Raw genomic sequence first — 18,128 nt, 5'->3', positions numbered from 1 at the left:
CCATTCGCATTAGCATCGGATCGAAGTCCCAGGCACACCAGCGCTGCAAGACGGGGAATTGAGCGGTGTAGGAGATCCGTACGAGCAGAGATAAAACCACCCCACTGTAGCTGTGGCGGAGGTACAAGCTCTTATAGATCCACTGCTGCCGGTAGAGGTGGAGGGCACTTTTGCACTTCTTTTTGGCTATTCGGCCGGAATTGCCGGGATGAAGGGCCTTTTTGCCCTTCTTTTTGACTACATAGGCGTCTTCGCCACATTCTGCGGGATTTATACTGTTCTTTTTAGTTACTTATGCCACTTTCCCAGATTCTGCGGGATTTATACCGTTCTTTTTAGCTACTTGGGCCACTTTCCCAGATTCTGCGGGATTTATACCGTTCTTTTTAGCTACTTGGGCCACTTTCCTGGATTTTGCGGGAGTTATACCGTTCTTTTTAGTTACTTAAGCACTTCCCCCGATTTCTGCGGGAGTTATACCGTTCTTTTCTCTCCAGCGACGTATTCACTTAATTCAACTGGTCTTATACCACATAATCGAGCGCTGAATTTATCTTTTTCACTCTACCACTCCACTATTGAGCCAACTTAAGCTACCTTAGTTTTTAAATCAACTCCACTGGGCTCCCCGGTGTAAATAAAACTAAGAGTAGGAGGGAATGACATGTGTATTTCGTTAATTTGTGAATCAATAAGTGAGTGTGGCGTTAGAGTGTATTGCTAGAGTGTAATCCTATAGTGTATTCCCAGAGTGTATTGCTAGAATGTAATCCTAAAGCGTCTTCCTAGAGTGTATTTCTAGAGTGTAATCCTAAAGCGTCTTCCTAAAATGTATTTCTAGAGTGTATTCCAAGAGAGTAATGGAGGAGTATCGGTTAACAGTAACTAGAAAAGTAACTAGAAATGTAACTAGAAAAGTGTCAAGATATGTTGTTCGTAGCTACGGTCTGTTTAGTATCGCTGCTTTTTCAAGACCACTGCACTCAGCCTCTCAAGACTGCTGCCACACTTCATTCACCCAAGAGAGTAACCGGAGATCCTGACCATGTCCGGCAATAACGGATAATCCCAGTGGCAATCTACTTGTGGAGAGCATAGGTAATGTTACCTGAGGCAAACCTGCCAACCCAGCTATGCAACTCAACATCATCGCACCACTACGATTCACCTCCAATTGGCGCAAATCCCCTCCACGCAGCGGCGCTGGTCCCGGAACTGTCGGAATCACAAGACAATTGTCCTCTCCTAGCAGCAAGCGCAAATGATTAGAAATCTCTTTTTGCTTACATTGTGCAACGCTATGATCCTCTTCCGCCAAACTGGCAGCCCACGAGAATCGCGCTGCAATATCAGGTCCAAAGACTGGTTTCTCGTTCTCAATCCAAACGCCATGAGTTTCCCAAATTTCATTACCCTGCAATTCTCTAAAAACATCCATCCAGACCTTTAACCCCTCCAAAGCAATCTCTATCTCCATGAGATGATCTGCCCCGGATCGCAAACACCTTAATCCCTCCGATAAAATAGCTGCATTCTCCAGATTAACCAAAGCCCAGCAGTCAGTAGCAACAAATAAAGTACCCATTTTATTTTTGTCTTCCATATTCTTTTTTACCTTGTTTTCCGGGCCAATCTCTAAAATTTTCTCCGTACTCTTCTCAGTACTCTTCTCAATACGTTTCTCCAAAATCGTTTCTAAACTTTCCTTCTGGCTCTTTTCTAAATTATTTTTATCAGTCTTCACCATGTCTCCCTCTAAGTTGTTCTCTAAATTTTCCAATACATTCTTCTCTATGCTCTTCCCTACAGTTTCTTCTAGACTACTTCCTATTTTCTTCGACGTCTTTACAGATGTACTCCCAGCCACAAGTAACACTTCCCCTACCTTCTGGAGCACATCCAAGCGATCCGACACCCAGCCAACTGTATCAAAAGCCGGAGATAATGGAATAACACCTTGAAAATCCACAGCTCCATGCGTTGGCCGGAAGCCATATACTCCGCAATAAGAGGAAGGTACTCGAATTGAGCCACCGGTATCTGTTCCGAGCGCAAAATCAACACTACCAGAAGCTACCGCTACTGCCGAACCACTTGAAGATCCGCCTGGGATACGACCTACAGCACGCGGATTAATCGGCGTTCCATAATGATGGTTCTCGCCGCCCAGACTGTACATCAGCTCATCCGTATGGGCAGCACCACGAAGTGTAGCACCCGACAACAGTAAACGATGTACAGCCACCGCATGCTCCGTGGACGGATGATGGCTACGCAGCCAATCAGGATTACCTGCAGAAGAGCTGTGTCCAGCTACAGCAAATACATCTTTTACTGCAAAGGTCAGTCCATCCAATATCCCGCTTCCTAAACTCTCAACCGTAAGCTCAGGATCTATAAACGCACCATACCGATTATCCAAAACCATAATTCCCCCTCCTCCCTAGACCATTACTTTTACCCTTCCATCAGCCTTTCGGATCCCACGCTTCTCCTACGATTCCTCCAGCGTTCCTTCCAATTCCTCATCTTTCCTCCTACGACCCATCAGCAGCTTTTCCATCCATCATTCCACCTACGATTCTTCCATCAGCCTTTCGGATCCCACACCATCCCGCCTTCGATTCCTCCAGCAGTCCTTCCAATTCTCCATCTTTCCTCCTACGACCCCATCAGCAGCTTTTCCATCCATCATTCCACCTACGATTCCTTCAGAGTCCTTCCAATCCTTCCATCACACCTATACCTACCACCCAATCGCCGCACCATCGCAGCGTCGGTCCGTTCCCCCACTGCGGTATCCATTGTCATCTATCGAAATCATGTGAGCGTGACCCATAATCCCATCATAGTCATCTACTTTCCGGACAATATGACCGGCTGCGGCCAAATCTGCCAGCACCTCATCAGCTACCCTGCTCTCCACCTTTAGCTCTTGCGTAGGCTCCCCCCACGTTCTCCCCCACACAAAACGCGGCTCATTCACAGCCGTTTGTGGATTCATGCCATAATGCAGCATCCGTGTGAGCAGCAGGGTTTGAGTCTGTGGTTGACCTTCGCCACCTTGCGTCCCGTACAGAATCGCAGGTTTGCCCTCGCGGCAGGCCATCGCTGGCATCAGTGTGTGGAAGCTGCGCTTATGCGGCTCAAGCGTATTGATGTGCCCGGGGTCCAGCGAAAAAAACGAACCTCGATTCTGCAGCAGAATCCCAGTATCCCCAGCGGCCACGCCCGAACCAAATTCAAAATACAGACTCTGAATAAAAGAGACCGCATTCCCGTCCTCATCCACAACCGCAGCATAAGCTGTATCACTGCCGATAGGCTGACTTGTCAGTTGTGCAGCTTTTTGCATCGAGATGGTAGGCGCTAATTGTCCTGCATAACGTTTATCCAGCAGCTGCTCCAAAGGAATAGCACTAAAATCCGGATCTGTAAGCACCCTATCCCGATCGCGGAAGCTTAGCTTCAACGCTTCAACAAGCAGGTGATAATATTCATACGAACCATGCCCGATTGCTTCAAAATTGTAATGTTCCAATAAATTAAGACTCATTAGTCCAGTGAAACCTTGAGAATTAGGCGGCACTTGATATACCGTATGCCCGTGATAATCCGTATGAATCGGCTCGACCCAATCCCCCTGATGATCCGCAAAGTCATCCCGAGTCAAATACCCGCCAGTTGCCAGCATATAGTCACAGATGTCCTCCGCAATCTTCCCCTTATAAAAAGCATCCCGCCCACCCGCCGCCAATGTCCGCAGGGTGGCCGCCAGCTGTTTTTGCTGGAATCGCGATCCAGCACAAGGAATCACGCCGCCTGGCGTGTAAATCGCTGCCGCCTCCGGCGACAGCGCAGAGCCCGCAACAGCCATGTTATTCCGCTGATCCGGCGACAGCGGAAATCCCTCCAAAGCATAACCAATGGCAGGCTCCAGTACCTCCGCCAGCATAAAGCGGCCATACTTACTCAGTATGGCATCCCAACTGTCCGCCATCCCCGGCACCGTAATGGCGCTGCGAATCCCCCGCCGCGGGATGAAAGCTTCCCCGGCATAGCTGCTTCTGCGGACTCCGTACCCGGAGCGCCCGCTTCCGTTATAGGCCCGAACACGCGCCTCTTGCGTGTTATAGGTCAACCAAAAGGAATCTCCGCCTAGCCCCGTCATATGCGGATATACAACAGCTAGTGTCGCACTGATCGCCACCGCTGCATCAAAGGCATTACCCCCTTTTTCCAACATACGTGCACCAGCAGCCGAGGCTAAATAATGGGGGCTAACTACCATAGTTTTTGTGCCTATTACGGGTTTCTCCGCCATGTTCCGTCCCCCTATCTTTTACGGGTTTCTCCGCTCCGCCATGCCCTTCCCTCTATGTTTTTCGGGTTTCTTCCCCATGCCATTCCTCTACGTTTTACGGGTTCCACCCCTCCGCCATATCCATCCCCCTTAGTTTTTTTACGAGTTTCTCCGCCCATGTCCCAACTCCTTATTTTTTTGCGGCGGGTTTCTTCAACATATTCAATCTTCCTATCTTTTGCGGCAGGTTCCTCTGCGAGCCCCCTATAACTTCTGACTTAATTAGTGTCATTTAACATTACACGAAAATCCTTTGTCAATCGGTTACGCTGAAACGCAAAATAAACCTCTTCTTTTTGTGAGCTATGCACAAATAAGAGGTCATCTTTGTTTAACCTTGTAGATTCACGCCTACGAATATTATAAAATCATTTTAATTACAGGGAGCCGCATACTACCATCGCGTACTACCGTGACCTTTTGCCGCCATATGGCTGTCTATCTCGGTTATGTCTCTAACCTATTTCCTCCAATAGCTACCTATCCCGAATATGTCTAGTGACCTTTTGCCGCCAATAGCTACCTATCTCGGTTATGTCTTGTGACCTTTTGCCACCAATGGCTACCTATCTCAAATATATCTAGCTGCATCTAACCTTAGTAATCTTAGCCACTTTTAGAGGGGGGCTTGTGCTTTGAAACACCGAATAAACAATTTATTTTAAAATATATTGCGATAACACGGCCTGCACCTCGTAAATATTTACGGATTTATTGAAGGTCTTCTTCACCGGAAGCGTGCTGCTGGAAATGTAGATACATAGCTCCGCATCCAGGTCAAAATGCCCTGCCGTCTCCACGGAATAATGCGAGATGCTTTTGTAAGGGATCGAATGATATTCTGTTTTCTTGCCCGTCAGACCTTGTTTATCCACCAGAATAAGCCGCTTGTCCGTAAAAATGAACATATCTCTAATCAGCTTATAGGCGCGTTCGATTTTCTCCTGAGGAGCAAGAATTTGTGCGTATTCCCGCTGGACCTCCGTAAGATTTACTTGTGATGCATTGCCCATTAATCCGTCAAAAAGTGCCATATCTCTTCCTCTTTTCATCCGTTAAATTTAGCCACTTGCCCCCCACTACAGAACCATATTATTCTATTTTTCATATTCTATGCTGTGTAAAAATACTCTCTGACATCTTTTTACTTGCTTATTTTCTGATTTTTGATTACACTGTCATTAAATTTACTAAGAGAGGGGTGTGGAAGGAATGGATCACAATTGGACCAACAGTGTTATGAGTCGGCTACCTAAAGCGATAGCTGGCATTGCTCATGTAAATGGCGATAACGGGAGAAGTCTGTCCATTTGTATGAATTTAATAACACTACACAATTGTGAAATGCCTTTCCTGCCATCACCCGGACGGATCAGTTAACCGGAGAATGATAAGGCCGTGGGGAAATTTCCCTACGGTCTTTTTTTATGGTTTTTTACAGGATTTCGGAGCCATTTAGGGTACTGGCGGTGCGAAGGGCATTCTTAAAGGAGAATATATATGATCATCCAATGCCAAAATGTTCAAAAATACCACGGGGCACAACTCGTGCTGAATAGCATTACCTTCGATATCCGCCAAGGGGAAAAAATCGGCCTGATCGGCCGCAACGGCTGTGGCAAAACGACACTATTCCACCTGCTGAACGGGGAGGAACGCCCCGATGAAGGGCAAATCTCAATACGCAAAGGCAGCGTAGTAGGTCTGTTAGCTCAAATTCAAGAAGTTAACGAAAAAGAAACCGTATATGATGTTCTGCAGCGCAGCTTTGCCGAACCTTTGCAATGGCAGCACCGCCTGCGGGAGCTTGAGCTGAAAATGTCCAGCTTTAACAGCGGAACGGATGAAACCCTCTGGAATCGGCTGCTGAAAGAATATGGCAGCTTGCAGGATAAGTTCGAGGCCGCCGGAGGTTACGAGATCGAATCCTCTATTCAGCGCGTAGCCTCGGGTCTCGGGATTGGAACCGGACAATACAGCCGATTGTTCGCCTCTCTTTCAGGAGGAGAAAAAACAAAAGTCGGACTTGCGGAGCTGCTGCTGCGCCGTCCAGACATCCTTCTATTGGATGAACCAACCAATCATCTCGATATGAGCGCCATTGAATGGTTGGAGCAATTTTTACAGAGTTATGATGGAACAGTGCTTGCGATCTCCCATGACCGTTACTTTCTGGACGCTGTAGTCAAGAAAGTGATCGAGATTGAGGATGGCGAGGCCTTTACCTTCCATACCAACTACAGCGGCTACCAAGTGGAGAAGGAAACACAACTTCTTCAACAATTTGCCGATTATCAAGAGCAGCAGAAAAAAATAAAACAAATGCAGGAAAGCATCAAACGTCTCATTGAATTTGGCAATCGCGGGACACCTCCTAACCCTTCCTTTTACCGGAGAGCAGCATCCATGCAAAAAGCACTGGATCGTATGGTGAAGGTTAAACGTCCTATTCTGGAGCGCAAATCGATGGATTTGCAGCTACAGCAAAATGACCGTTCCGGTAATCAGGTTGTCATATTGGAGGATATCGGAAAAGCATATGGTCAGCGAAGCCTTTTCGCAGAGGCAAACGAAGTGCTTCGCTACGGAGAGACTACGGCACTCATCGGCGGTAACGGAGCAGGTAAAAGTACACTTTTAAGAATTATTTTAGGGCAGGAAACCCCGGACAGCGGAAGCTGTACACTCGGCTCAAGAACTGTGGTCGGCTACCTCGCACAAGAGGCTGTTCCTGAAAATAACAAACAGTCTGTACTCCGCTACTTCCGCGAAGAAGCTGGACTTGAAGAAGGTGAAGCACGCAGGCAGCTTGCACGTTTCCTATTTTATGGTCCCGATGTATTCAAAGACATTACGAATCTGTCCGGTGGTGAATGGACCCGCCTGCGTTTCGCTGTACTAATGCATCGCAAGCCAAATCTGCTGATTCTGGATGAGCCGACCAATCATCTGGACATAGATTCTCGTGAAGCACTCGAAGAAGCATTAGAGGAATTTCCAGGCACGGTTCTGGCGGTATCTCATGACCGTTATTTCATCAATCGCCTATTTCACAAACTATGGTCCATTGAAGACGGGCGGTTTGGAGTGTTCAACGGAAACTATGAATATTACAAGGAAAAACAAGCTGAAAAAGCATTACTAGCTCCCTCTTTTGCGGATCAAGCTAAACCTGTCTCTGCAGAACGAACAAGTTCACGCCCTGATAAGCCTCAATCTAACGATTCAGGGAAAGAAACCAACGCTAAATCCACCAGTTCCCGTAGGAAAAACGCCACCTTCGACTGGGAAACGGCCATTGCAGAGGTAGAGGAACGCCTTGGCGTGATCGATGCTAAGATGTTAGATCCCCTGATCAGCAGCGATGCAGCTGAACTTGCTGAGCTGCAACAAGAACGTGATGCGATACAGGAACAGTTGGATGAGCTCTATACAGGATGGATGGAGACAACTGGTCTATAGAATAGATTGATCTATAAGGAGATGAGCATATGAGCAACAAAGAGAAGATTAAGTTATTGTGGAAAGAATACACCCAGCTTCATCCACAAGCAGCGGATAACTATGACGCCTGGGCCTTTGGTGACAGTCCCCAGATGGCCGATGAGCTGCTCGATCTGGTGATTCGTGGGATCAAGACAGGAACTGCTTCGAATTATGATATATTTGAAACTTGTGACGAGACGTTTCCACAAGTTGGCGGTCACAGTATCGTGCTGGATGGATCTGGTGATCCGCGGGCAATAATTGTTACTACAGATGTACAAATTATACCTTTTGATGAGGTTAGCGCTGAGTTTGCCTATACTGAAGGAGAAGGTGACCGGACGCTTAAGTCATGGCGTCATGATCATGAGCAGTTCTTCACCAGAGAATCCTTAAAATTCTTAAACAAACCCTTTGATCCAAAGATGAAAGTTGTTTGTGAGAACTTTAGAGTGGTATATACAAAAGACTAAGATCTTCAGAAAACGCAAAAGGCTGTCTCTTCCACAAGGAAGGGACAGCCTTTTGTGTATACTATAAAATCAACAGAATTAGATCCTCATTAATTTATGGTTTAGTGCCAAAATCCCAAAATCCAGCCAATAACAGAGATCCATAACGGAATGCTGATTAAAATACCCCAAACCAGCCCAGTGGCAATATTGCCTTCTGCAGGACGCACCACATTTTCCTGTTTCAATGGAATGCTCAATTCTTCTTGTTCCATGCGATCCCCTCCTAAAATATCTTATCGTCACAGTAGAGGAAAAAATGTAGACCGCTCGACCCAAAAAATTAAAATTTTGAATTTTGGTAGATATAAAGGCTCAGCGGCCAAACCGTTGTAAGTGCTTACATATTAGTTATTAACCAAATTTTGAATAATTAAAAACTTAAATTTGCGGAAGTCATACAGTATATGCAGATTCTTAGTCCAATATTACTACTTTTTCCGGATTTCGTAAATATTCAAACATCGTCCGAATCTGTGCCTCTGTATTCCGCTCCGCTGAAAGCTCAGGCAGCTTATCTTCAGCAAAAAACGAAACTTCGCTTGTCTCTACCCCTTCCATTGCCTCTCCGCCCACGATGCGGCATAAAATAAAGAACTTGTACACGTGATAAGGCTCCGGCGGATGGCTATGAAATTTCTTATCCAGTACAGCCAGTAAGCGAACTGCTTCTGCCTCAAAACCCGATTCCTCTTTGATTTCTTTCACAACAACTTCGCTCGGCGACAGTCCAATGTCCCCCCAGCCACCAGGAAGCGCCCAATTCCCGTCCAACTTCTCGCGAACAAGTAGAATTTTATCCTCCCGGAATACAACACCACGGACATCAACTTTTGGGGTAGCATAACCCCCTTCACCCGCAAAGGAGAGTCTAATTCTCTCCTTGCTTTCGAAGGTATAATTAGCGAGGATATCTACACTGAGCTCACGCAAAGCTTGATACCGTTCTATATCATAAACATCCTTAGCATAAGTTAATCCAGTCTGTGCGATGGCCTGAATTTCTTTGGCCCACGTTAACCATTTCTGCTCCATTGCTGCACCCCTTTTTCGGTACCTTGATTAGGATTACTGGCAAAGCATTAAATGACGCGAGAAGGCTCCTTTTTTAGCTTCACAACGGTCTATGATTGTAAATCCAGCTTCAGTGATCATCTCGTTCATCGGTTCAATCGCAACGATAACCACCCGATCTGCAATCCGGCGCGCATTCACTAGAATCGCGAACTGCTCCTCAGGTGTAATACTAGAATATAGATTATATGGCATATCTACAATGGCTACATCGTAATGATCAGTGATATCCGCAATATCCCCGAGCGTAACCTCACTGGTGAATCCAAAATGGGCAATATTTGTTCTCGCACCGATAGCAATCATAGGGTTAATATCACGTCCAACCATATCGATTCCCATTGACAAGGCTTCTACCATTACAGTTCCAATACCGCAGCAAGGATCTATAGCACGTATACCTTCAGGATTCGGAATAGCCATATTAACCGCGGCACGGGCAACACGTGTACTAAGCGCGATAGAATAGCTGCGTGGCTTCTTCATTTGGCGGAACCAAGTTGCCTTGTTTTTATGATAAGATCCGAAGTACCAGCGTCCACCCAGCGTAACAATGCCGTATACCAGCTCCGGATGGTTAACATCCGCTTCTCCTTCAATCCGCAACCCAATTTCCCGCTCGATCACTCTGCGCTCATCATACTCTATTTTGTCTGAAGGGCCCAGATCGTTGGTCTTCACAAAAATAACCTTAAACGTCTTGCCGCCAAGCTCCACCTGCTCCGTTTGATCATAAATCTCAGGCAGACTGTCCCCTTCATACATTACATCTATCCGCTCTTTAATGAAGGGACTGCGGCTGACATCCACCTCAACCTCACTCTTAAAAAGAACAGTCGGCACCTGCTCACCAAAAAGACATCGCAGCTCCATCTGACACAGCGATAACTCGTCCTCTGAACAGGTGTAAGTATAAATAAATGTGTTTGTTCCACTTTCCTTATGCAATATAATCCATCCTCTATCCCAGTGAATTGTTCTGCTGTCTTGTTACTCCTGTGTGTCGTGCTGGTGGTCATAATCTATACGCGCTTTGGCGATCTTCCCATTGTTTTTGTTGACCCAGTCCACAAGCGAGGTTAAAGGTCCCAACAATGATTCTCCTATGCTCGTCAGACCGTATTCCACAGTCAATGGGACTGTAGGCGTCGCTTTACGCCAAACTAATCCATCCCGTTCCAAATGGCGCAGGGTCTGGGTCAGCATCCGTTGTGATATCCCTCCAGAGCGCCTTTGCAACTCTTTGAACCGCAAAGCTTCAGCACCTAAATTGACTATGATCAGTACACTCCATTTATCTCCGACCCTGTCCAGAATCTGGCGGGTAATGGAGCAATCCTCCAGCATCGGCATGAACCGGGTGGGTTCTTCCTTTGAATGTTCCAACTGTGGTTACCTCCATGTAACTTAAGCATGTAATAGTGCCTTCTTGTCCCTCAAGCCTATTCAGCTTATCATGGTTACTGTTAGTAATCAACAACCGGAAAGGAACTAATAAATCATGAAAAAGACCATTGCCATCATAGGTGCTGGACCCGGCTTAGGACTCTCAATCGCCAAAAAATTCGGAGCCAACGGATTTCAAGTGGCATTAATCTCTCGAAATGAAGAGAAGCTGAACACCCTTGTTCAGGAACTGCAAGCACTGAATATCGAGGCTGCTGCTTTTCCTGCCGACGTATACAATAAAGAACAAGTAGCCACAGCCTTCGATAATATCAAGAAAAAATACGGCTTTATCGATGTGCTCGAGTTCAGCCCGACAAGTGGAAATTACCCTCCTACTCCTGCTTCACAAGTAACAGAAGAAAATGCACAGGATGCCTTTCAGGCACTGGTTGTAGCCGCTATCCGCAGCGTAGCACAGGTCTTGCCTGAGATGCTGGAGAAACGCAGCGGCGCACTGCTGTTCACAACCGGATTGTCCTCCATCTATCCCATGCAGATGATGGGTAATGTAGGCATTGCGCTTAGCGGATTAAGAAACTACGCACTTAACCTGCATGCAGATTTGGCTCCACAAGGAATCTATGTAGGTCATTTAGCACTTGGTGTATTCATTAAACCCGGCACCGCTACAGATCCAGGACTCATCGCTGATGTTTGGTATGAGATGTATATGAACAAAAGCAAAGCTGAGGATACTTTTCCCCAAGGTGTGACACCGGCTACAATCATCTGGTGAGAGGTTTGCCCCATCGCTTTTGATCCATAGTGAGTTCTCCAGTATAATGGTTCCTATAGAATGCTAAACAAGACGGTCACGCATGGCCAATAAGCTTATGCCCAGGCGCTTACAAAGCCGGTTTTGCGCAGCAAAACTTAAGGAGGTACATACTCACTATGTCATACGAAACGTATTTTTCAACCCACCGGGATGAACATCTCGAAGAACTAAAACAATGGCTCAGAATTCCAAGTATTTCTGCCTTATCTGAACATAAGGACGATGTACTGAAGGCAGCCCATTGGCTGACAGACACCCTGAAAAAAGCCGGACTTGAGAACATTGAGTTGCATCCGACAGCGGGACATCCCGTTATATATGCCGATTATCTTCATGCTCCAGGCAAACCAACCATTCTCGTGTATGGTCACTACGATGTACAACCAGTAGATCCATTAAACCTATGGACCACACCTCCATTTGAACCAGAGATTCGTGATGGCAAGCTTTATGCACGCGGAGCAACAGATGACAAAGGACAAGTATTCGTTCACCTCAAAGCCATTGAGGCGATCCTGAAACAAGAAGGTACTCTTCCTGTGAATCTCAAGCTTTGCATCGAAGGTGAAGAAGAAATCGGCAGTGTGAATCTGCCTCCGTTCCTTGAAGCCAATAAAGAAAAGCTCGCTGCGGATGCGGTGTTAGTCTCCGATACATCCCTATTGGAACGCGGTCGTCCTGCCATCTGCACTGGGCTACGTGGTCTAGCTTCCCTTGAAGTTGATGTAACTACCGCTTTGACAGACCTGCACTCTGGTTCTTACGGCGGTGGCGTTCCGAATGCATTGCATGCCCTAGTATCTTTGCTAAGCTCGCTTCATGACGACAAAGGACGCGTATCTGTAGACGGATTCTATGATGGCGTTCCTGAACTTTCCCCAATGCTGCGGGAAGAATTCGTGAAGCAAGGTGTGAATGAAGATAAAATCCGCGAAGGTCTTGGATTGGAATCGTTATACGGAGAAGAAGGTTATTCCTTTGTAGAACGGATTGGCGCTCGTCCTACGCTTGAGCTTAACGGCGTATACGGCGGTTTCCAAGGGGAAGGCAGTAAGACGGTTATCCCTAAAGAAGCACATGCGAAAATTACCTGCCGCTTAGTTGGCGATCAGGATCCACAGCATATCCTCGATGCCGTTGAAGCACATCTGAAGGCTAATATTCAGACCGGAGCGAAAGTGCATGTTAAGCAAATGGAGAAGGCACGTGCCTTTAACATCGATCCGTCGAATCCTATTCTGCAAACTGCAGCAGACGCATATGGCAAAGTATATGGAACCCGTGCCCTCTTCACCAAAGACGGCGGCTCCATTCCGATCATGGAGAGCTTCTCCCGTGTGCTGGAAGCACCTGTCGTTCTGATGGGCTTTGGTCTCGATGATGAGAACCTGCATGCACCGGATGAGCATTTCAACCTGGAGAACTTCGACAAGGGATTACTCACCATTGTTGAGTTCCTAAAGACTGTTTAAGATACACAAGCTACAAACAAATAAAGCCAGGTTCCCTAAGTTGGGAGCCTGGCTTTTTAGTATGCGGCCAAACAAAAGAGCATCATTGCTTAGTCCATTTATAAAACCACCATACCATTGCTATCACCATTATTATTAAAAGAAAAATCAGGCTTTTAACTGAGCTACTTATTATTAAAGGTCTTAAATAAGCGATCATTATCCGTCCCCCATATAGAATGAATATAAAAGAGATATAATCACCATATCACTTAATACAAAATATTGAAATAGCAGAGAAACTCTGTGAGTAATCACCAATATTATCCTTCATGTAATATAGGTTTGTTAGCTAACTGTTCATGTTCGGGTTCAATGTGAATCAACACCTGGGCACGTTCAAATATGCCTTGAATGGCTAGTTCAATTTCGTCGCATAATTGATGCGCAGTAGCAACACTCATTTTAGAAGGAATCACAAGATGAAAGTCGACATACTCTTCTGGACCAGATCGGCGGGTACGAAAATCATGAAATTCAATATATCGCCCTTGAAATAACTTTATGACATGTAATATTTCATTTTCTTCTGCCTCAGTTAATCGTGCATCCAACAGCGGAGGAAATGACTCCTTTAGAAGCTTATAGGCTTCACCCATAATATACAGAGCCAACACAATCCCAATGACAGGGTCGAGTATCGTCCATCCAGTGAGGGTGACCAATAATAAACTGAATGCAACCCCCAAAGAGGTGAAAACATCCGTAAGCAAATGCAGAGCATTCGATTTCATAGCCACAGAGTGAAGTTCGTCTGCCTTCTTTTTAACCTTGCGTGAAACCATATAATTGATCCCCGCTCCGACCACCATCACAATAATGCCCAAAAAGGGAAGTTCGATCGCGGTTGGATTCATTATTTTATGAACACACTCATTTATAATCCAGAATCCAGCTACAAAAATAAGCAACGTTTCAATCGTCCCTGAGATATTCTCCACTTTGCCATGACCATAAGGATGAGCTTTATCCGCAGAGCGACTCGACCATCGGACCGAGAAAAAAGCAATCAACGAAGCAACTAAATCTAAGGAGGAGTGGATCGCTTCCGAGATAATTGCTACTGAACCTGTAAGTACTCCGACCATAAGCTTTAAAGAAACGATAAATGTATTGCTAAGTACAGATAGGAACGCAATCTTTGCACCATTCAAAATTTTCACAACCTTTTCTTAAAAGTACGCTATATTAAAGTTTTTCCATTAGGCAAATAGTATAAACAAAAAAAATCCCACCAACCAATATAGGCTGATGGGATATAAAAAAAACCCTTGCATCGCAAGGATTTGGAAGTTTGAATTATGGAGCGGGTGATGGGAATCGAACCCACGCTATCAGCTTGGAAGGCTGAAGTTCTACCATTGAACTACACCCGCACTAGAAAGTGAATACAAGAGTTATTGTATCATCTCTACAAGTAAAAATCAACATTTTTTTAGTTTACAGGGAAGCGCTGAGGGGTGCCTTTTTTAAAAATATCGCCTCAAACTCTGCTGGTTGAATAGGTTTGCTGAACAGAAATCCTTGAGCTTCATGACAATGCTGCTCCCGCAGAAATTGCAGCTGCTCCTTGTTCTCCACACCCTCAGCCGTAACCTTCAGCTTCAAATGATGCGCCATAGAAGTGATTGTAGAGACTATAGCAGCATTGTTGCTGTCCTCCATAACCTCTGATACGAACGACCTGTCAATTTTCAATCTGTCGATCGGCATGTTCTTTAGATAATGCAGGGAGCTGTAGCCTGTACCAAAATCATCAATACTGATGAAGACACCAAGCTCTTTCAGACGTTTCAGCTGATCAAAGGCTGTTTCTTTATCCAAGGTCATACTCTCAGTAATCTCAAGGTCGACATAACACGGATCTAATCCAATGTCGGTTAAGATGGTATGAATCCTCCCTGCTAGATTGGGCTGAAGGAATTGCCGCATAGATAGGTTTATGGAGACGCAAATCGGCACATAGCCGGCCAGCTGCCATTTTTTATTCTGCAGACAAGCTGTTTTGAGTACCCATTCCCCAATCGGAACAATGAGTCCACTCTCTTCAGCTAACGGGATAAATTCCGCAGGAGAGACCAGACCACGCTTCGGATGATTCCAGCGGAGCAGAGCTTCCATTCCTACGATCTCTTCCGTCTCCAGCAAAACCTTTGGCTGATACACCAGAAAGAATTCATTGCGTTCAAGCGCTCTGCGGAGGTCATTTTCCAGCTTTAGACGTTCCTTTGCTTTCATCTGCATGGCTGGGATATACCTGCGAATCTCTACTCCCTGTTCCTTGGCATTATGTACAGCCGTATCAGCATTCTGAATTAGATGTTCCGCAGTTTCACCGTCACCGGGATAAATACTTAACCCCATACTAAGCGAAATATGGTACTCCCCCGACTCTAAGGCAATAGGTACCTCAAACAATCGATGCAGCTCCGTAGCTCGAACCAAACATTCTCCAAGACTTGCTCTCTCCATCATAAGAAAAGCGAACTCATCCGCCCCCATACTATAAAGCTCTTCAGTAAATTTAGCCTCATTCACAAGGCGCTCAGACACCAGCTTCAGTAAATGGTCTCCGGCAAAATGGCCCAGGGAGTCATTTATATTCTTGAAATGATTAATATTCATAATAGCTAACGCTGAGAATTTATCGCTCGTTTTCTTCTCTCCAGCAATAATCATCTCTTCTACACGCTGCGTCAGACGACGTCTATTGGGAAGTCCCGTTAAATCATCATGATAGGCTAAATAATTGATCCGTTCCTCAGCCAACTGCTTTTCGTAAAAGGGTTCTTCAATCGTCAGACGATATACTCCAGTAAGAAGCAAATAGTATGCAACACCGCTACACACCATTCCAAAAAGATCATCTATATTGCCACTACTGAACGGACTCATAAAAAAGGCTTGGCCCAAAGAGAAAAAGATAAGTGCTCGAATAATAATAAGCAGGGAGGCTGACTTTTCACTTTTTTCAGGAAATACAATAACTGCAACACCTGCCAAGTAAACAAAAAGAACTGCCAAATCAGCAATCTGCTTCAAAGGATTCATCCAAGGTTTAGTTAAAAACTGAGGTAACGCCGAGTGGCTGAATATAAACAAAACAATGGAAAGCACAATCAGCATGAAGGCTATTCTAAACAACTTTCTTTTTTCAGAGACAGACACGGGCTTATCTTCCCTGCTAAAAATAAACAACATTCCTAAACCGCTGATTAGTCGTGAGAGGGTTCGCAGCCACAACGATTCTTCAAAAGTTATGAATGATGAAATCAACGGGATGCCCACAAAACCCAGTGTATGCAAAAAATCAATAATACATATTCCACCAAAAAGAGCAGCGGCATATAATCTTCCTTTAGATAATCTGCTAGAGAAGAATAACCAGCCCTGTGCAAATATTGCAAATCCAAAAGCAACATTACAGCAGCCGACAATGAGATAGAGAGAAGAAATAATATCCCAATCGTCCAATCGGTTAAGCGATGTATGGAAAATTTGAATTAAAAGGAACAGCAAGGCGCCTACAGCAGCTGCTTGAATTGTCTTTTTCTCTTCTTGTCTCATAAGTCCCTCGCGTCTGAAAATAATATCTATTAATTAACATTCAAGTATAGTTATGTCCTACGTATAAATATCGGCGGGATAGGACTTTTAAGTTACATTTCTTTTATCGGCATTCAAATGGAAGGCGCGTTTATAAGTTATATATTCATAAATCTTGCATAAATATAAACCATTTTCTGCTAGCAGGCAACCAAAAAAGCACTTCCCCCTACGAAAGGGTTCAGTGCTTCTAAGAAACTCAGGTTTATTTGTCACCAAAGGTTACTTCTGGTGTTGTAAGCTTATCAAAAAAATCAACGGATTTATCCTTGTCTGCAGATGCACGAAGTGCCATTGCTGAACGTGGATGCTCATCAAGTGTACCTGTGATCATATAAGGAATGATATAGCCCCACTCCTCTTTCTCACGCAAAGGAATCATCAGGCGTTCAATAATATCAAGCACAGGGCGCAAGGAGTAACGTGTATTCTTCAAATGAGTTACTAACAGCTCTGTAGGGCAATTTCCTGCAGCTCGTCCCATCCCATAACAAGAAGCATCCAGTAACTCTACACCATTCTCAGCAGCAATCAACGTGTTGGAGAACGCCAACTGAAGATTATTGTGAGTATGTACGCCTAGACGTTTGTTTGGCAGATGTGTCTTGAACTTCTCAACCAGATAATTCATGTCATTGTGATCCAAGCTGCCGTATGAATCTACAATATATACCACATCAACAACGCTCTCACGGATCATTTCAAAAGCTTCCAACAATTCATTCTCCATAACATTAGACAAAGCCATAATGTTGATCGTTGTCTCATAGCCTAGATCATGGAAAGTTTGTACCAATTGGAGGGCTTTTTCTACATCTTTGCTGTAGCATGCCACACGAATCAAATCCAGCATACTTTCGCTGCGGGGCAAAATATCATTCTCATCCACGCGGCCGATATCAACCAAAGCAGATAGCTTGGTGTGACCTTTTTGCGGAATCACTTTACGCAGGAAATCATCGTCCAGAAAACGCCATGGTCCGGCACCCTCTGCTCCTTTGAGCAATTTTGGTGAATTTTTATAACCGATTTCCATATAATCAACACCAGCTTCATTCAAGCCGGCATATAAGTTTTGTACAAATTCCACACTAAAATCCCAGTTGTTCACTAGGCCCCCATCTCGGATGGTGCAGTCAACAATCTTACATTGATTAGTCTTCATAATTATCTCCCTTCAACTATTGCAATCATTATAACCGCGAATATAGCTTTACTATGCAATTTATATCGTATAATCATACTTTAATGAAGAATAAAATGTAAAGGAATTTCATCTTCTTCTCCTTAATGCTATTACCACATCGTGTCAGCGACAATGATCACAGTAAATAAGCCCTAAAAATGCT

General features: G+C 45.0%; 15 protein-coding genes and 1 tRNA gene. 4 read left to right on the top strand and 12 right to left on the bottom strand.

Annotated features, from left to right (window positions below):
- Positions 1-991: 991 nt before the first annotated feature.
- The 4 genes from PODO_RS31815 to PODO_RS06335 form a co-directional block, all read right to left on the bottom strand.
- On the bottom strand, positions 992-2,422 hold the full coding sequence (locus PODO_RS31815) for an amidase family protein (protein WP_425311688.1): 1,431 nt from the start codon (positions 2,420-2,422) through the stop codon (positions 992-994).
- Positions 2,423-2,746: 324 nt separating this feature from the next.
- Positions 2,747-4,324: a gamma-glutamyltransferase gene (ggt, locus tag PODO_RS06340; RefSeq protein ID WP_038569241.1), complete on the bottom strand. Its 1,578-nt coding sequence runs from the start codon at positions 4,322-4,324 to the stop codon at positions 2,747-2,749.
- An 11-nt stretch (positions 4,325-4,335) separates the two neighbouring features.
- Positions 4,336-4,482, bottom strand: a complete 147-nt coding sequence (locus tag PODO_RS30945; protein WP_155288094.1) for a hypothetical protein — start codon at positions 4,480-4,482, stop codon at positions 4,336-4,338.
- Positions 4,483-5,019: 537 nt separating this feature from the next.
- A complete protein-coding gene (locus PODO_RS06335) occupies positions 5,020-5,397 on the bottom strand; it encodes a PH domain-containing protein (RefSeq protein WP_036680049.1) in 378 nt (125 codons plus the stop codon).
- Between the two features lie 466 nt (positions 5,398-5,863).
- Here PODO_RS06335 and PODO_RS06330 point away from each other — a divergent pair, with 466 nt between their 5' ends.
- Complete coding sequence (locus PODO_RS06330; protein ID WP_038569239.1) at positions 5,864-7,825, top strand: ABC-F family ATP-binding cassette domain-containing protein; 1,962 nt, start codon at positions 5,864-5,866, stop codon at positions 7,823-7,825.
- Positions 7,826-7,854: 29 nt separating this feature from the next.
- Positions 7,855-8,322 (top strand): ASCH domain-containing protein, encoded by a 468-nt coding sequence (locus tag PODO_RS06325; RefSeq protein WP_038569238.1) that lies wholly within the window; start codon positions 7,855-7,857, stop codon positions 8,320-8,322.
- Positions 8,323-8,423: 101 nt separating this feature from the next.
- Here PODO_RS06325 and PODO_RS30935 read toward each other — a convergent pair whose 3' ends face one another.
- The 4 genes from PODO_RS30935 to PODO_RS06310 form a co-directional block, all read right to left on the bottom strand.
- On the bottom strand, positions 8,424-8,576 hold the full coding sequence (locus PODO_RS30935; protein WP_155288093.1) for a hypothetical protein: 153 nt from the start codon (positions 8,574-8,576) through the stop codon (positions 8,424-8,426).
- 202 nt (positions 8,577-8,778) lie between these two features.
- A complete protein-coding gene (locus PODO_RS06320; protein ID WP_036680055.1) occupies positions 8,779-9,396 on the bottom strand; it encodes an NUDIX hydrolase in 618 nt (205 codons plus the stop codon).
- 33 nt (positions 9,397-9,429) lie between these two features.
- Positions 9,430-10,383 carry a TRM11 family SAM-dependent methyltransferase gene (locus tag PODO_RS06315; RefSeq protein ID WP_038569236.1) on the bottom strand — a complete coding sequence of 318 codons (954 nt, stop codon included), beginning with the start codon at positions 10,381-10,383 and terminating at the stop codon, positions 9,430-9,432.
- A 42-nt stretch (positions 10,384-10,425) separates the two neighbouring features.
- Positions 10,426-10,821, bottom strand: coding sequence for a winged helix-turn-helix transcriptional regulator (locus PODO_RS06310; RefSeq protein WP_244886429.1), 396 nt, complete (start codon positions 10,819-10,821; stop codon positions 10,426-10,428).
- Between the two features lie 115 nt (positions 10,822-10,936).
- On the opposite strand from PODO_RS06310, the gene PODO_RS06305 reads away from it, so the two are divergent.
- Both PODO_RS06305 and PODO_RS06300 read left to right on the top strand, forming a co-directional pair.
- On the top strand, positions 10,937-11,620 hold the full coding sequence (locus PODO_RS06305) for an SDR family NAD(P)-dependent oxidoreductase (RefSeq protein WP_038569235.1): 684 nt from the start codon (positions 10,937-10,939) through the stop codon (positions 11,618-11,620).
- Between the two features lie 158 nt (positions 11,621-11,778).
- Positions 11,779-13,134 (top strand): dipeptidase, encoded by a 1,356-nt coding sequence (locus PODO_RS06300; protein WP_036680069.1) that lies wholly within the window; start codon positions 11,779-11,781, stop codon positions 13,132-13,134.
- A 302-nt stretch (positions 13,135-13,436) separates the two neighbouring features.
- On the opposite strand, the gene PODO_RS06295 is transcribed toward PODO_RS06300, so the two are convergent.
- From PODO_RS06295 to PODO_RS06280, 4 genes are all read right to left on the bottom strand, one after another.
- Positions 13,437-14,327 carry a cation diffusion facilitator family transporter gene (locus tag PODO_RS06295; RefSeq protein ID WP_038569233.1) on the bottom strand — a complete coding sequence of 297 codons (891 nt, stop codon included), beginning with the start codon at positions 14,325-14,327 and terminating at the stop codon, positions 13,437-13,439.
- Between the two features lie 148 nt (positions 14,328-14,475).
- A tRNA-Gly gene (locus PODO_RS06290) sits at positions 14,476-14,549 on the bottom strand.
- 64 nt (positions 14,550-14,613) lie between these two features.
- Positions 14,614-16,740 (bottom strand): putative bifunctional diguanylate cyclase/phosphodiesterase, encoded by a 2,127-nt coding sequence (locus tag PODO_RS06285; RefSeq protein WP_038569230.1) that lies wholly within the window; start codon positions 16,738-16,740, stop codon positions 14,614-14,616.
- 244 nt (positions 16,741-16,984) lie between these two features.
- Positions 16,985-17,944, bottom strand: a complete 960-nt coding sequence (locus tag PODO_RS06280) for an aldolase catalytic domain-containing protein (RefSeq protein ID WP_170914180.1) — start codon at positions 17,942-17,944, stop codon at positions 16,985-16,987.
- Positions 17,945-18,128 lie beyond the last annotated feature (184 nt).

Source organism: Paenibacillus odorifer (assembly GCF_000758725.1).
Taxonomy (GTDB): domain Bacteria; phylum Bacillota; class Bacilli; order Paenibacillales; family Paenibacillaceae; genus Paenibacillus_AQ; species Paenibacillus_AQ odorifer.
The sequence above is the reverse complement of the archived record's forward strand: the minus strand, read 5'-3'. Positions and strand labels throughout refer to the sequence as shown.

Bases quoted from the DNA above. Each gene is read 5' to 3' on its own strand.
- PODO_RS06300 (WP_036680069.1), top strand. From the start codon at position 11,779: ATGTCATACGAAACGTATTTTTCAACCCACCGGGATGAACATCTCGAA.
- PODO_RS06330 (WP_038569239.1), top strand. From the start codon at position 5,864: ATGATCATCCAATGCCAAAATGTTCAAAAATACCACGGGGCACAACTC.
- PODO_RS30935 (WP_155288093.1), bottom strand. From the start codon at position 8,576: ATGGAACAAGAAGAATTGAGCATTCCATTGAAACAGGAAAATGTGGTG.
- PODO_RS06320 (WP_036680055.1), bottom strand. From the start codon at position 9,396: ATGGAGCAGAAATGGTTAACGTGGGCCAAAGAAATTCAGGCCATCGCA.
- ggt (WP_038569241.1), bottom strand. From the start codon at position 4,324: ATGGCGGAGAAACCCGTAATAGGCACAAAAACTATGGTAGTTAGCCCC.
- PODO_RS06280 (WP_170914180.1), bottom strand. From the start codon at position 17,944: ATGAAGACTAATCAATGTAAGATTGTTGACTGCACCATCCGAGATGGG.
- PODO_RS06335 (WP_036680049.1), bottom strand. From the start codon at position 5,397: ATGGCACTTTTTGACGGATTAATGGGCAATGCATCACAAGTAAATCTT.
- PODO_RS30945 (WP_155288094.1), bottom strand. From the start codon at position 4,482: ATGGGCGGAGAAACTCGTAAAAAAACTAAGGGGGATGGATATGGCGGA.
- PODO_RS06325 (WP_038569238.1), top strand. From the start codon at position 7,855: ATGAGCAACAAAGAGAAGATTAAGTTATTGTGGAAAGAATACACCCAG.
- PODO_RS06305 (WP_038569235.1), top strand. From the start codon at position 10,937: ATGAAAAAGACCATTGCCATCATAGGTGCTGGACCCGGCTTAGGACTC.
- PODO_RS06285 (WP_038569230.1), bottom strand. From the start codon at position 16,740: ATGAGACAAGAAGAGAAAAAGACAATTCAAGCAGCTGCTGTAGGCGCC.